Source organism: Deinococcus sp. KSM4-11 (genome assembly GCF_004801415.1).
Taxonomy (GTDB): domain Bacteria; phylum Deinococcota; class Deinococci; order Deinococcales; family Deinococcaceae; genus Deinococcus.
Genome location: NZ_SSNX01000002.1, coordinates 197,088 through 209,975, shown reverse-complemented (window position 1 = coordinate 209,975; position 12,888 = coordinate 197,088). Strand labels below are relative to the sequence as shown.

At 69.9% G+C, this 12,888-nt stretch carries 13 protein-coding genes and 1 riboswitch; of the genes, 6 read left to right on the top strand and 7 right to left on the bottom strand.

The window, feature by feature from the left end; translation table 11 throughout:
• Positions 1-69: 69 nt before the first annotated feature.
• Complete coding sequence (locus E7T09_RS08135) at positions 70-2,202, bottom strand: bifunctional alpha,alpha-trehalose-phosphate synthase (UDP-forming)/trehalose-phosphatase (protein WP_136388686.1); 2,133 nt, start codon at positions 2,200-2,202, stop codon at positions 70-72.
• Between the two features lie 294 nt (positions 2,203-2,496).
• Positions 2,497-2,678: riboswitch (SAM riboswitch) on the top strand.
• A gap of 120 nt (positions 2,679-2,798) precedes the next feature.
• On the opposite strand from E7T09_RS08135, the gene E7T09_RS08130 reads away from it, so the two are divergent.
• The 6 genes from E7T09_RS08130 (at position 2,799) to E7T09_RS08105 (ending at position 7,411) form a co-directional block, all read left to right on the top strand.
• Positions 2,799-3,017, top strand: a complete 219-nt coding sequence (locus tag E7T09_RS08130; protein ID WP_136388685.1) for a hypothetical protein — start codon at positions 2,799-2,801, stop codon at positions 3,015-3,017.
• 40 nt (positions 3,018-3,057) lie between these two features.
• Positions 3,058-4,227, top strand: a complete 1,170-nt coding sequence (locus tag E7T09_RS08125; RefSeq protein WP_136388684.1) for an LLM class flavin-dependent oxidoreductase — start codon at positions 3,058-3,060, stop codon at positions 4,225-4,227.
• Between the two features lie 102 nt (positions 4,228-4,329).
• Complete coding sequence (locus E7T09_RS08120) at positions 4,330-5,298, top strand: aliphatic sulfonate ABC transporter substrate-binding protein (RefSeq protein WP_136388683.1); 969 nt, start codon at positions 4,330-4,332, stop codon at positions 5,296-5,298.
• A complete protein-coding gene (locus E7T09_RS08115) occupies positions 5,295-6,143 on the top strand; it encodes an ABC transporter permease subunit (RefSeq protein WP_136388682.1) in 849 nt (282 codons plus the stop codon). Before E7T09_RS08120 ends, E7T09_RS08115 begins: the two co-directional genes overlap by 4 nt.
• A complete protein-coding gene (locus E7T09_RS08110; protein ID WP_136388681.1) occupies positions 6,140-6,883 on the top strand; it encodes an ABC transporter ATP-binding protein in 744 nt (247 codons plus the stop codon). Before E7T09_RS08115 ends, E7T09_RS08110 begins: the two co-directional genes overlap by 4 nt.
• A gap of 234 nt (positions 6,884-7,117) precedes the next feature.
• Positions 7,118-7,411 (top strand): hypothetical protein, encoded by a 294-nt coding sequence (locus E7T09_RS08105; protein ID WP_136388680.1) that lies wholly within the window; start codon positions 7,118-7,120, stop codon positions 7,409-7,411.
• Between the two features lie 181 nt (positions 7,412-7,592).
• Here the strand turns inward: E7T09_RS08105 and E7T09_RS08100 are convergent, their stop codons facing one another.
• From E7T09_RS08100 to E7T09_RS08075, 6 genes are all read right to left on the bottom strand, one after another.
• On the bottom strand, positions 7,593-9,023 hold the full coding sequence (locus tag E7T09_RS08100) for an ATP-binding protein (RefSeq protein WP_240741724.1): 1,431 nt from the start codon (positions 9,021-9,023) through the stop codon (positions 7,593-7,595).
• Positions 9,023-10,045 (bottom strand): ATP-binding protein, encoded by a 1,023-nt coding sequence (locus E7T09_RS08095; protein WP_136388678.1) that lies wholly within the window; start codon positions 10,043-10,045, stop codon positions 9,023-9,025. Before E7T09_RS08095 ends, E7T09_RS08100 begins: the two co-directional genes overlap by 1 nt.
• A complete protein-coding gene (locus E7T09_RS08090; protein ID WP_255578422.1) occupies positions 10,042-10,422 on the bottom strand; it encodes an anti-sigma regulatory factor in 381 nt (126 codons plus the stop codon). Before E7T09_RS08090 ends, E7T09_RS08095 begins: the two co-directional genes overlap by 4 nt.
• 1 nt (position 10,423) lies before the next feature.
• Positions 10,424-10,819 carry an STAS domain-containing protein gene (locus E7T09_RS08085; RefSeq protein ID WP_136388676.1) on the bottom strand — a complete coding sequence of 132 codons (396 nt, stop codon included), beginning with the start codon at positions 10,817-10,819 and terminating at the stop codon, positions 10,424-10,426.
• A gap of 6 nt (positions 10,820-10,825) precedes the next feature.
• Positions 10,826-11,683: an STAS domain-containing protein gene (locus E7T09_RS08080; protein ID WP_136388675.1), complete on the bottom strand. Its 858-nt coding sequence runs from the start codon at positions 11,681-11,683 to the stop codon at positions 10,826-10,828.
• Positions 11,684-12,015: 332 nt separating this feature from the next.
• Entirely contained in the window at positions 12,016-12,885 is an 870-nt protein-coding gene (locus tag E7T09_RS08075; protein WP_136388674.1) for a carbon-nitrogen hydrolase family protein, read from the bottom strand.
• Positions 12,886-12,888: the final 3 nt, after the last annotated feature.

Sequence of the window (12,888 nt, the reverse complement as noted above, 5' to 3'; positions counted from 1 at the left end):
TGCTGCAGCTCTGCGTGTCAACCGCCGCCGAACCTCGAAGGTTTTGCACGTACATGCGGTCACCAGCGTTCAATGGTTGCTCAGCGCGGGGTCACGCGGGGCTTCTGCCTTCTCTGGCGTGACCCCGGTGTGGCTCCACGCGGTGAGGAGTGCCGTGACGTTCGCTGGACGGTCGAGGAAGTGGTGGGCGACGGTGGTGCCGGCCCCCACCTTGACCGAGGTGCCACCCACCGCGTTCACGACCGCGAAGGCCTCCTCATCGGTGTCATCGTCGCCGATGAACACGGGGTGGAGATCCGGGTGGGCGGCCATGAGGGTGGTCACGGCGCGGCCCTTGCCGTAGCCCTGGGGGCGGAATTCGCGGACGAGCTTCCCGGCGATTCGTTCCCAGCCGGGTGGCAGGGGCACGGTTTCGAGGTGCTGCTGCACGACCTCCTGCCGGTTCGTGGGGACGTTGCGGTAGTGCACGGCGACGGTCCAGCGTTTGTCCTCGACGCGCACGCCGGGTTCGATGGGGAAATGGTGGGCGAGCGCTTCGATCACGCCCCGCTGGGGGGCGTCTGGGGTGCGGCCCAGCCATTCCATGCCGTGCAGGCCGATCACCGGCAGATCCGGGAGTGGGAGGTAGCCGTACACCTGGACGCTGCGGCGACCGGTCACGACCACCGGGTGGTGGGCGGGATGATGCAGGAGCGCGGCCAGGGCCTCGTATGCGCCCGCCTGCGGGTCGGCGTCGCGGGGGCGCGCCGCAATGGGGGCGAGCGTGCCGTCGTAGTCGCACATGATCAGCAGGGGCCGGGTGCCGAGGGCCAGGAGGGGCGCCGGCAGGGCGTCCGGGCCCGCGAGGTCGCGCAGGAAGCGTTCCGTCCAGTCCTGCAGGTCGCTCTCTCGCAGGTGCCTTCGCAGGCCCTGCAGGCGGGCTTTCTTTTCTTCGAGCGGCATGCGGAGGGCGGCCAGCAGGCGGTCGGCCAGCCCGTCCCGGTCGTAGGGGTTCACCTCGATCGCGCCGGGCATCTCGCCAGCGGCCCCTGCGAAGCGGGACAGCAGCAGCACGCCGTCCGCGCTGCTCGCGGCGAACTCCTTGGCGACGAGGTTCAGACCGTCACGCAGCGGCGTGACCAGCATGGCGTCTGCGGCGCGGTAATGCGCGACGAGCTCCTCCCGGTCGAGTCCACGGAACACGTAGTGGACGGGTGTCCAGCCGTCCCGGCTGAAGCGGCCGTTGATGCGCCCGACGCGGCCTTCCACCTGCTGACGCAACTGCAGGTAGGCGTCCACACGTTCGCGGCTGGGCACGGCGATCTGCACCAGGGAGACCCGCCCGCGCGCGCCAGGATGCGCGTCAAGGAAGGACTCGAAGGCGTCCAGGCGTTCGGGAATGCCCTTGGTGTAGTCCAGGCGATCCACGGCGAGCAGGATCAGGGTGCGCAGGTTGTCGCGCAGTCTGCCGGCCCGCTCGGCCGTCTCGGGCGCGGCGCCGAGCGTCTCGAAGGCCGTAACGTCGATGCCGATCGGCCGCGCCTCGACCCGTACGGTGCGGCCATCCAGGGTGACCGTTCCGGAGCCCGTCTCCGAGCCGAGGGTGCGTTCGCAGGCGTCCTGGAAGTGCCGGACGTAGGCGGGCGTGTGTAGGCCGATCAGGTCGGCGCCGAGCAGGCCGGTGAGCAGTTCCCGATCCCACGGAAGCGTGCGGAACACGTCCTGGGCTGGCCAGGGAATGTGCCAGAAAAACCCGATGCGCGCGTGGGGCAGCGCGGCGCGCAGCAGGCCCGGAACGAGGGCGAGCTGATAATCGTGCACCCACAGGAGATCGCCCGGCCGGTACGCGTCGATGGCCGCCTGGGCAAAGCGGGCGTTCACGGCACGGTACATGTCCCACTCGTCCGCCCGGAACTGCGCGCGTTCCACGAAGTAATGGCTGACCGGCCACAGGGTGCCGTTCGAGAACCCGTGGTAGTACCGCTGCACCTCATCCTCGCTGAGATCGAGCCGCTGGACGCGGTAGCGGGGAGAGGCTGGGGGAAGATCGGCGTGGTCGACCTCAGGGTGCCGTTCGCCCCACGCGATCCAGGTGCCCCCCTCACGCTGCATCACGGGGTCGAGGGCGCTGGTGAGGCCCCCGATGGAGGGCGTCCAGGTGAGGTGGCCGTCCTGCAGGGCAGGTGCGTAGGGTTCTCTGTTTGAGACGACGATGACAGCCATCACACCTCCACGGTGAGGGTCACCTTGCCTGAGGGGGTCATGAGGCAGTGCAGGACTTCGTAAAGGTCTCCTGCGCTTCAGAGCGCCAGGGGCGGAGACGCGCCGCCTGTGGTGTGTGTCTGCGCGCAGATGTTCTGGTGCCTGCCGTCCCCCCGTCCTGATTGTGCTGTGCCTTAGCTCAGTTCGACAGGATGACGGCTGGAACGCCGGGGCAGTCCCGTTGATGCGCACCCGGGCTCCATCAGTTGACAAGTTTTGTAATCTTCTCTAAGGTGTGCTCACCCCGCACACGGGTCACTATCCAGAGCGGCTGAGGGAACAGGCCCGACGACGCCGCAGCAACCAGGAGAAGCATGAACCAGCACCCGATCACTCCCCAGCGAACGCCCACCTCCGGGCGGCGCTGTCGGTGTCGACCGGCCCTGATTCATCCATCCACGGTGCTGAACGCCTGCCCACGCCGGGAACGATAGAACGAGCCCCAGCCCACCGGCTCCCCGAAAGGACAACCCAATGATGCGATGTCGCTCCACCTGAGGCGCAGACCCTGACGCTGCTCCGGCATCCGCCCTCCCTTGCCCTCCCCGGAGACGGCCATGACCGAGACCCTCCACGTCCGCTGGAAGCCCGGCACCCTCGATACCCTGCTCGTCACGTCCCCACACGGCACGCTCGAATGGAACGTCCTGATCTTCGAACGGATCTTCGGCCGGGCCGCCATGGCGGACCTGTACCTCCGTGGCCGTGCCCAGGTCGTCCGTGACGCCCTTCCACAGCAGACCTTCACCCCGAACCTGCCACGCCGCGTCGCCTGACCACAGCCGCCAGCGATCCGCGCACCCCACGAGGTTCCACATGACGCACGACACGCACGACAGCCCGTCAGTCTACTGGTTCATTCCCTCGGGCGGCGACGGCCGTCGTCTCGGCCAGCCCACCCGCCCCGCCCACTTCAGTTACCTGACCCAGGTTGCGCAGGCTGCGGACGTCCTCGGCTTCGACGGCGTCCTCCTGCCGACCGGCGGCACCAACGAGGACACCATCGTCGTCGCCAGCGCCCTGTCGAGCGTGACGCGGCAGCTGCGCTTCCTGGTGGCGCTCCGCCCCAGCCTGATCTCACCGGTGCTCGCGGCCCGCCTGACCGCGTCCCTGGACCGTATTTCCGGTGGCCGCGTGAACCTGAACATCGTGTCCGGCAGCAGCCCGAACGAACTCGAAGGCGTGAACCTCACCTCCGCCGAGCGCTACGAACTGACGAACGAGTGGCTGGGCGTCTTCCGGGCACTGCTGCGCGGAGAGACGGTCCAGCATGACGGCACCCACCTGCACCTTAGCGAGAGCCGCTCCCTGTTGCCCAGCGTTCAGCGCCCCTATCCGCCCATCTACTTCGGGGGCAGCAGTGATCCGGCGCTGGCCGTCGCGGCCGAGCACGTGGACGTCTATCTCAGCTGGGGTGAGCGTCCCGAGCAGGTGGCCGAGAAGTTCGAGCGCATCCGCGCGGACGCGCGCCGGCACGGCCGCCAGGTGCGCTTCGGCCTGCGCGCCCACGTCATTGTCCGGCCCACCGAAGAGGAAGCGTGGGCGGCCGCCGACGACCTGATCGCCGATGTGAGCGACGCCCAGATCGCCCAGGCGCACCAGGCCTTCCTGTCGAGCGCGTCCGAAGGCCAGCGCCGCCAGAGCGCCCTGAACGGCGGCACACGCGAATCGTTGCGCATCGGCAAGAACCTGTGGGCGGGCGTGGGGCTGCTGCGCGGCGGAGCAGGCACCGCCTTCGTGGGCAACCCGGAGAACGTGGCCGCCGCCCTGCGCGAGTACCAGGACATCGGGGTGGACACCTTCGTCCTCAGCGGGTATCCGCACCTGGAGGAAGCGTACCGGGTGGCAGAACTGCTGTTCCCGGCGCTGGGCCGCACCAGTCCCGTCTTCACGCCCCGCGACGGTCAGCCCGTGACACACACCTCCACGCCCACCCTGAACGCCGAACGCGCCCCCGTCACCGTCGGCCGCTTCCAGAGCATCTAACCCGCCACTGCCCCGCGGGGGAAGAGGCCGCCCAGCCTCCCCCATGTCCTGAGGTGCCGTTCTACACGGCGCCGTCCTCACCCACAGCTCCTGGAGTCCGCCATGAAGAACCCGCTGATCGTCTCCACCCTGACCCTCGCCCTCGCGGGCAGTGCCCACGCCCTGACCTTCACCATCGGCTACCAGAAAGGCGGCCTGCCCGCCATCCTCAAGGCGCGCGGCACCCTCGACAAGTACGCCGCGCAGGGCATCGACTTCAAATGGGCCCTGTTCACCGCCGGCCCCCCCCTGCTGGAAGCCGCGAATGCCGGCGCGGTGGACTTCGGCAGTGTCGGCAACGCTCCCGGCGTGTTCGCCCTGGCCGGGGGCGCTGACCTCAAATTCGTCGCCGTGAACGAGAACCGCTCCGACAGCACCGAGGCCGTCATCGTTCCCAAGGACAGCGGCATCAAGGCCGTGGCCGACCTGAAAGGGAAGAAAGTTGGCGTGGCCCGCGGTTCCAGCGCCCACTTCTTCCTCTACAACGTCCTGAACAGCGCCGGCCTGGGTTTTGGGGACATCACCGTGGTGCCGCTGCTCCCCCCGGATGCCCGTCCGGCCCTGGAAAGCGGCAGCATCGACGCGTGGGCCATCTGGGATCCATACCTGACGACCGCCGTCCAGGGGGGCGGCGCCCGTGTCCTGCGCGACCACACCGGGCTGGGCCGGGGCGACGGCTACCACCTGGTGCCCAGCGCGGTGCTCCGCAACCCGGAGAAGAAACGGGCACTCCAGGTGCTGCTGGCCGAACTGAGCCGCACGGCCGAGTGGGCGAACAAGAACCAGGCCACCGTGATCGCGCAGTTCGCGGATGACCTCGGCGTCCCCAGGAGCGTGCTGGAGGTCACGGTGCCCAAGGCGCTGCCCTTCAATATCCGGCCCTTCCGCGCGGGCGACACCCGGCCCCTGCAACGCCTCGCGGACGCCTTCACGGAGGACGGCGTGCTGCCCAGGGCCGTGAACTTCGGCCCGCAACAGTACGTCACGCTGCCCAGCTTCACGGCGCCGCTGGCCACGGTGGAGAGCAAGTGACGCAGCTGGACATCACGCAGGATCCCGTGACCGGCGCGATCACCGGCCGCCAGCACGGCGCACGGGTGCCGTTGCCACGCCGCACCGGGGTGCGGCCGGCCGGGGAGTGGGTGCGGTGGCTGGTGCCGGCGCTGGTCGTGGCCGTGTGGCAGCTCGCCTCGGCGGCCGGCTGGCTCAACGTCCGCGTGCTGCCAGCCCCCAGCGCCGTGGTCGGCGCGTTCTGGGACCTGGCCCGCAGCGGCGAGCTGTGGCATCACTTCCTGATCAGTCTCCAGCGGGCCGGCCTGGGGGTGCTGCTCGGCGGCGGCCTGGGCTTCGCCTTCGGCATCCTGAACGGCACGTCACGCACCGCGAACCTGCTGCTGGACACCAGTTTCCAGATGCTCCGCACCATCCCCAACCTCGCCCTGATTCCCCTGGTCATCCTGTGGTTCGGTATCGGCGAGTCCGGCAAGATCTTCCTGATCGCGCTGGCTACCTTCTTCCCCGTATACCTCAACACCCTGCACGGCGTTCGCAGCATCGACCCGCGCCTGACGGAAATGGCGCGCGTCTACGGGCTGAGGCCTCTCGAGACCTTCCGCCGGGTAACCCTGCCGGGGGCGCTGCCGGGCGTGCTGGTCGGTCTGCGCTACGCCCTGGGCATCTCCTGGCTGGCCCTGGTCGTCAGCGAGTCCTTCGGGGCCAGCAGCGGCATCGGCTTCCTGGCGATGGACGCCCGCGAGTTCTTCCGCACCGACGTGATCGTGCTGGCCATCCTGATCTACGCCCTGATCGGCAAGGTCGCCGACGTCCTGGTGCGCGCCCTGGAACGGCGCCTGCTGCCATGGCAGGTGAGCGCATGACGGCCGTCCAGACGCCACACCCGCGGCCAGCCAGCGCCCTGCACGTCAACGGCGCCAGCATTCACCTGCGCGACCTCAGCGTGAAGTACGGCGAGCAGACCGTGCTGCGCGACCTCACCCTGGACATCGCGGCGGGGGAACGCGTCGCCGTGGTCGGTGCCAGCGGCGGCGGCAAGACCACCCTGCTGCGCGCCCTGGCGGGACTCACGCCCAGCAGCGGCGGCAGCCTGCACCTGCGCCAGGTGAACGAGAATGCCCGCGTCCGCGTCATGTTCCAGGAAGACCGCCTGCTGCCCTGGCTGGGAGCGCTGGACAACGTCATTCTCGGACTTCCGCGGCAGGAACGCGCCATCGGTCACGCGGCCCTGAGGGACGTGGGGCTGGGCGACCGTGCCCAGGCCTACCCGCACCACCTGAGCGGCGGACAGCGCCAGCGGGTGGCCCTGGCCCGCGCGCTCGCCCACCGGCCCTCGCTCCTGCTGCTCGACGAGCCCTTCGGGGCCCTCGACGCCCTGACCCGCGCCAGCATGCACGAGCTGCTGGACACCCTGCTTGACGAGACCGGCGCCACGACGCTGCTCGTCACGCACGACCTCGATGAGGCCCTCAAACTCGCCGACCGCGTCCTCCTGCTCAGCGGCGGAGAGGTCGCCGAGGATCTGCGCGTGACCGTCCGGCGTCCCAGGCCGCGCGCCGACCTCGAACCCCTGCGGGAACGGCTGGAAGCGCGCCTGCACTGACCGGATCACCGGACGCCTGGAGGGCACGCCAGCGGCGTGGCCCTCCATCCCAGGGACGCCGCTCGGTACGCGTCTCCTGAGGGCCGGGGAGCGGAGGCCACCCAGGCATGAGCTGAGTCCCTGACGGCGGCGATGACCCGGCCAGGCTGGTTCCCCCGATGGGTGGCCCGGCTGGGCCCATGGGAACGTGGTGTTTTCAGCATCGACTCAACGCGCCGCAGCCTACGCTGGAGCATGCCCAAACTGGTATTGATCGTGCAGGGATTGATCGTGACCGGGGAACAGGCCGATCTCAACCGCGAGGATCTGTCCGGCCTGCTGCTCCGGCCAGACGGTGGCGGCATGGACGCCATCGTGCTGGAGCACGTCATGATCGAGGGCCCCGGGCTGACGAAGAGCTGCCCGATGCTGGTGATTCCCCGCGCGGAAATCGGTGCGGTCGGCACGCCGGCCACCATGGCTGACACGGCGCTCAGCCCGTCGGAACACCTGGCCACCCTCCGGCGGGCCTTCGACCGGCGGCGCTGAGGCCCGTTGACCCGGCGCCGCCGGAACACCTGAATGCTGGGATGGTCGGTACCCGGTGTGGGCCTCTGGGAACGGGCACGTCACGCCAGAACCGGTCTGGAAGCGCTCTTCATCACCAGACCGTTCGAATGAACCGTGTCACGCGACCTGTTGTGCAGCCTCCACCCGAATGCGACACCGGTCAGCGGCGGTGGCCGTCCGGAACAGGGTCATGCGCACCGGCGACCGGCAGAGCCAGAAAGACCGTGGCGCCCTCGCCGGGTCGGCCCTCGGCCCACACGCGGCCCCCGTGACGCGTCACCACGCGCCGCACACTCGTGAGCCCGAGCCCGGCCCCGCTGTACTCCTCTCCGTGGAGCCGCTGGAACAGGTCGAAGATGCGCGCGGCCTCCGTGTCCGGGAACCCGACCCCGTTGTCCCGGATCCACACGGTCACCTCCTCTCCCTGCCGGTCGCTGCCCACTTCGATGAGGGCACGGTCCCGGACGGCACTGAACTTCAGGGCGTTGTGCAGAATCTGGGTAAACGCCGCGCGGAGCATCAGCGCGTCGCCCACCACCGTCGGCAGGGAGGCGATCCGCCAGTCCACGCGGCGCCCGCGCGTGACCGGGGCCAGGTCACTGCGGACCTGCATGATCAGCACGTCGAGCGGGACGCGGTCGCGGCGCGGCTCGCGTTCCCCCTCGTGCTTGAAGTCCGCGAGGTGTTCGGCCAGCTTCCCGACCCGGCCACTCTCGGCGGCGATCACGGTGAGGTAATGATCCAGCGTGGAATCCACGTGTCCGGCGAGGTGGCGGCGGAGCAGGGCCAGAAAGCCGTGCACCCGGCGCAGGGGCTCCTGGATGTCCTGTGAGAACGAGCGGGCGTAGGCGGTCATCTCGGCGTTGAGCTCCGCCAGCCGGGCAGTGCGCTCCTGCACCCGTTCGGTGAGATGCGCATTCAAGGCCCTCAACTCATGTTCCGCTGCCCGCAGCTGCTCCGCCTTGGCTTCCAGGTCGCTGTACAGCGCCAGGGTGCCGCGGTTGGTTTCCTCCAGTTCCAGATTGAGCTCGCTCAGTTGGCTTTCGCGGCGGGTCAGTTCCGCCAGGGTGCTCATCAGGATCTGGTTCTGTGCTTCCAGCGCGACCTGGGGCGGCTCGGGCTCCGGTTTCCCGAGCGCAGCGAGACGCGCGGTGAGGGCGGCGGCGGTGAGATCGACGCTGGCGGGGACGCGCTGCCCGACCTGGATCCGGGTGCCCTGGGCATGGCTGTGGATGTCGAAAGCGTCCACCAGCCGCCGGGTACCGCTCAGCCCCGCCCCCAGGCCCGTCTTCGACCTGTAGTGACCGGCCAGGATGGCGTCCAGCGCGGCAATGCCCGGGCCCGTGTCGGACACGCGGGCCCACACCAGCCGGGCCTGCGGATCCACGCCGAAGGCCACCACGCCCCCGCGGGCGTACATGACGGCGTTGCGGGCCAGTTCCGAGACGGCCGTGGCAAAGCGGGTGCGCGCGTTCACACCCAGGTGCAGCGTGCTGCCCAGCTGGGCGGCGCGTGTCCGGGCCGTCAGGACGTCCTGCTCGCCACGGAGCGGCACGGTGAGAAACGGGAGCGAGGACGCCGTGGGCTCCATCACGCGGATTCCCTGATCACCACGATGGTCGCGTCGTCGCGGCCCCGGACAAAGTCGCGGTACAGCACGCCGGCGATGACACTCGACGTCCGGGTCAACAGCCCAGGATACTGGTTCAGGTTCCAGGAGCCGCCCAGTCCGTCCGAATGCGCGATCAGGGCCGCGCCGGGCGGCCAGTTCATCTCCGATTCCGCGATGCGCCGGGCTTCCTGTCCCAGCGTTCCGTCGCGGGACAGCAGGCCATGACGGGCGCCAGGGACCACGACGGCCGCCGTGATGTTGCCGATCCCGGCGAAGCGAACGCGGCGCTCATCCGCGTCGAGCTCCACCACCAGGCCAACCGCGCCGCGGGTGCCTCGCAGCGCGCCATGGATGGCGTCCAGCGCTGCCCCCGGCCGCTGGTGGGCCGTCGTGCCGAAGGACACCTCGGCCGCCTGGGACGCCTGCCGGGCATGCGTGCCATGCCCCAGACCGTCCACCACCAGCAGGCGCACGCTGGACGGCCCCACCAGGGTGGCCCAGCCGTCGCCGTTCACCAGTTCCCCAGGGTAGGGGACGTGCACGGCCCCCACGTCGAAGCGTGGCGGCGGCGCTGGCTCCGGCTGGGCGCCCAGCTGGGCCCAGACGACCGTGCCCCGCCCTGGCAGGCTGTGCAGGTCGGTGCTGGAGGACAGGCGATGCACGGCCCCCAGACCCGTGCCGGCTGTGCCAGCGGTGGAGTAGCCGTCCCGCAGGACGTCCTGCGGCCGGAGCAGTCCCGGCCCCCGGTCGATGGCCAGCACATTGAGGATGCCGGGCTCGGGAGCGCTGATCAGCACTTCGCCCTGACCGGCGTGTTTCACGAGGTTCGTGGTGAGTTCCGTGGTCACGATGGCCACATCCGAGACGCGTGGGCTGCTGAAGCCCAGCCGGGCCGCGATGTCGGCGGCCGCCCGCCGCACCGCGCCCACCCCACTGGGATCTCGCACCTCGAAGCGGACCGGGGGGGGCAGGCGGTGCTGGCCCGCCGGCGTACCGGTCATTTCCACCTCACGGCCACGACGCGCGTGTACACGCCCGGCTCGGTGCTGACCTGGAACTCGTGCATCAGGCGGCGGGTGCCGCCCAGGCCCAGTCCCAGCCCGTTCGCGGTCGAGTACCCGTCAAGCAGTGCCAGCTCCAGATTCGGAATGCCGGGGCCGGTGTCCTCGACCGTGATCTGCAGCCCGGTGCGGGCGCCCTGCAGGATCTCCAGGCGCGCCTCACCGCCGCCACCGTGCACCAGGGCGTTGCGGGCCAGCTCCGAGGCGGCCGTCACCACCTTGGTCTGATCAACGAGTCCAAAGCCGATGCCGATGGCCATGCTCCGGACGGCCCGGCGGAGCCGAACGACGTCGTCCTCACTATGAAGCGGAAACACCTCAGCGGCCACGGTGCCTGCGGAGCTCCTCCGGCGCTGCGGAAGGCCGGGCGGTGGTCAGCAGCGCCATACCCTGATCGACATTGAGCGCGGTGCGCACGTGTCGCCACGTCACCCCCAGCTCCACCAGCGTGATCGCCACCGCCGGTTGCATCCCGACCACGACTGTCCGGGCATCCATCACGTGGGCCACGGACGCGATGTTCCCGAGCACCCGCCCGATGAACGAGTCCACCAGATCCAGCGCGGAGATGTCGATCAGGACGCCCCGGGCGCCCCGGGCGCTGATGGTCTGGGCCAGTTCTTCTTGCAGGGTCAGGGCCAGCTGGTCGTCCAGGTCGGTCTGGATGGTGATCAGCAGGCAGCTGCCCAGCTGAAGGATCGGGATCCGCTCCATCGACGATCAGGCGGGCTCGGTGGCCGTGATGCGGTAACCGCCGCGCGCCAGGGCGACCTGAATGGCGTCTGCCAGGCTGGCCTTGGTCGTCACGCCCTCGAGATCGATGCCCAGATGCACGATGGTCTGCGCGATCTGCGGACGGATGCCGCTGATGATGCACTCGGCCCCCATCAACCGGGCCGCGGCGACCGTGCGCAGCAGGTGCTGGGCGACCAGCGTATCGACCGTCGGCACCCCGGTGATGTCGATGATCGCGACCGTGGAGCCCGTTTCCACGATGCGCTCGAGGAGGGTCTCCATGACCACCTGGGTGCGTTCGCTGTCCAGCGTTCCGATCAGGGGCAGGGCCACCACGCCCGCCCAGACCTTCACGACCGGCGTGGACAGTTCCAGCATGTCCTGCCGCTGGCGCTCGATCACGCCTTCCCGGGCCTGCTGGTACACCTCGACCGCGTACAGGCCAAGTTGATCGATCAGCTCGCTCGCGGCCCAGGTGGCGTCCGCCAACGCGTCTGGCTGGCCGCTCAGCAGGACGCGGAGCCGGTCGAACAGCGGCTGCTTGAACGAGAAGACGAAGGTGGCCACCTCGGCTGAGGAGAAGCCCTGGAGGACGCGCTCTGCCGAGAGGGTCTCAAGAAAGCCGCGGAGGGTGGCCCACGCGGGCGACTGGATATCACGGCCGTTGTTCGAGACGGCGGCCGTGAACAAGGTGAGGAAGGTGTCGGACTGCTGACGCAGCGTCGCGTCGCTGATCAGGTCACGGCGCATGGACGGCGCGCGCAGCTGCGTCGCCAGCCAGTCCTGCAAGAACGCGTCGGGGTGCTGCGCGACGGCCTCGCTGATCGGGGGGGTATTCGTCATAGGAACTCCAGTGCGTGCAGAGGACCTGACCGTCGTCAGGCAGCCCACGGGGCAGACAGGCTGTGAGTATACGCACGGCCGTCTCCTGCCTGGCAGTTCCAGCGCTTGGGGGCTGTGGAACCAGCCAGCGCCCGGTCTCCGGAAGAACGTGTTGCACGCCCGTGCGCCTGGAGCACGCAGCTGATGGGGGCGGCGGCCGGAACGCCGAATGGCCGACCTGGGCAAGGGGTGGAGATCAACGAACCGCCGCCGCGCGGGTGTACCAGGCGGCGCGGGCGGTTCACGGCCCGGGTATGACCTGCCGGATATTCAGGTGGGGGCGCCGACCGTGTTCAGGGCGCGGCCTTCGGCCCGGTGGGTGCCCAGCGGTCTGGTTCAATCCTCCCCTGGTACAGCGGGAGTGCCAGCGGCGGGTCGCCGGGCGCGAACTGCGACCACGGCCGGGTCAGCCCGACCGTCCCGTACTGACGCACGCGGGAGACGTGTTCCAGGTCGATCACATCGGTGAGTACCGTGGCCTCGGTGGCGCTGTGCACCCGCACCAGGCCCTCGGGATCGACGATCACGCTCTGGCCGGTGCCGACCGGCCCGGCAGCGTTGACGCTCACCACGAACACCTGGTTCATGATGGCGTTCGCGCGGGCCAGCACCACCTCCTGCGTCCGGTCACACGTCGTCGTCTTGACCACGTTGAACACGACCTCCGCGCCCATCCACGCCAGATGCCGGGTCACCTCGGGGAACCACGCGTCGTAGCAGACGTTCAGTCCCGCCCGGCCCACGCCCAGCAGATCGAAGACCACGAAGCGGTCGCCGGCATCGAAAGGCTCGTAGGGCCGCCACGGAAAGACCTTGCGGTACGAGGCGGCCAGCGTGCCCTCGGGCGACAGGACGATGGCCGTGTCGTACATCTGCCCGTCGGCTCCCAGTTCGCACAGGGAGCCGGGCACCAGCCACACGCCCAGGTCGCCCGCGAGTTCCGCCAGGGCGCGGACGCGGGGACCCGTGAGCGGCTCGGCCACCGCCCGGTAGTCCTCGGCGGTGACGAGGCCGCCGTGCAGGTGCAGCTCGGGATAGACGATCAGCCGCGACTGGGGGAAGGCGCGGGCCACCCCCTGCACGTCCTCAGCAAAACGGGCCGTCGGCTGGTCGGCCGGGAGCGGACGCGCCTGCACCGCCGCCAGGGGCAGCACCCGGGACACGGC

Excerpts from the sequence above, each read along its gene's own strand:
- E7T09_RS08135 (WP_136388686.1), bottom strand. The coding sequence starts at position 2,202 with ATGGCTGTCATCGTCGTCTCAAACAGAGAACCCTACGCACCTGCCCTG.
- E7T09_RS08130 (WP_136388685.1), top strand. The coding sequence starts at position 2,799 with ATGACCGAGACCCTCCACGTCCGCTGGAAGCCCGGCACCCTCGATACC.
- E7T09_RS08125 (WP_136388684.1), top strand. The coding sequence starts at position 3,058 with ATGACGCACGACACGCACGACAGCCCGTCAGTCTACTGGTTCATTCCC.
- E7T09_RS08120 (WP_136388683.1), top strand. The coding sequence starts at position 4,330 with ATGAAGAACCCGCTGATCGTCTCCACCCTGACCCTCGCCCTCGCGGGC.
- E7T09_RS08110 (WP_136388681.1), top strand. The coding sequence starts at position 6,140 with ATGACGGCCGTCCAGACGCCACACCCGCGGCCAGCCAGCGCCCTGCAC.
- E7T09_RS08105 (WP_136388680.1), top strand. The coding sequence starts at position 7,118 with ATGCCCAAACTGGTATTGATCGTGCAGGGATTGATCGTGACCGGGGAA.
- E7T09_RS08100 (WP_240741724.1), bottom strand. The coding sequence starts at position 9,023 with ATGGAGCCCACGGCGTCCTCGCTCCCGTTTCTCACCGTGCCGCTCCGT.
- E7T09_RS08095 (WP_136388678.1), bottom strand. The coding sequence starts at position 10,045 with ATGACCGGTACGCCGGCGGGCCAGCACCGCCTGCCCCCCCCGGTCCGC.
- E7T09_RS08085 (WP_136388676.1), bottom strand. The coding sequence starts at position 10,819 with ATGGAGCGGATCCCGATCCTTCAGCTGGGCAGCTGCCTGCTGATCACC.
- E7T09_RS08080 (WP_136388675.1), bottom strand. The coding sequence starts at position 11,683 with ATGACGAATACCCCCCCGATCAGCGAGGCCGTCGCGCAGCACCCCGAC.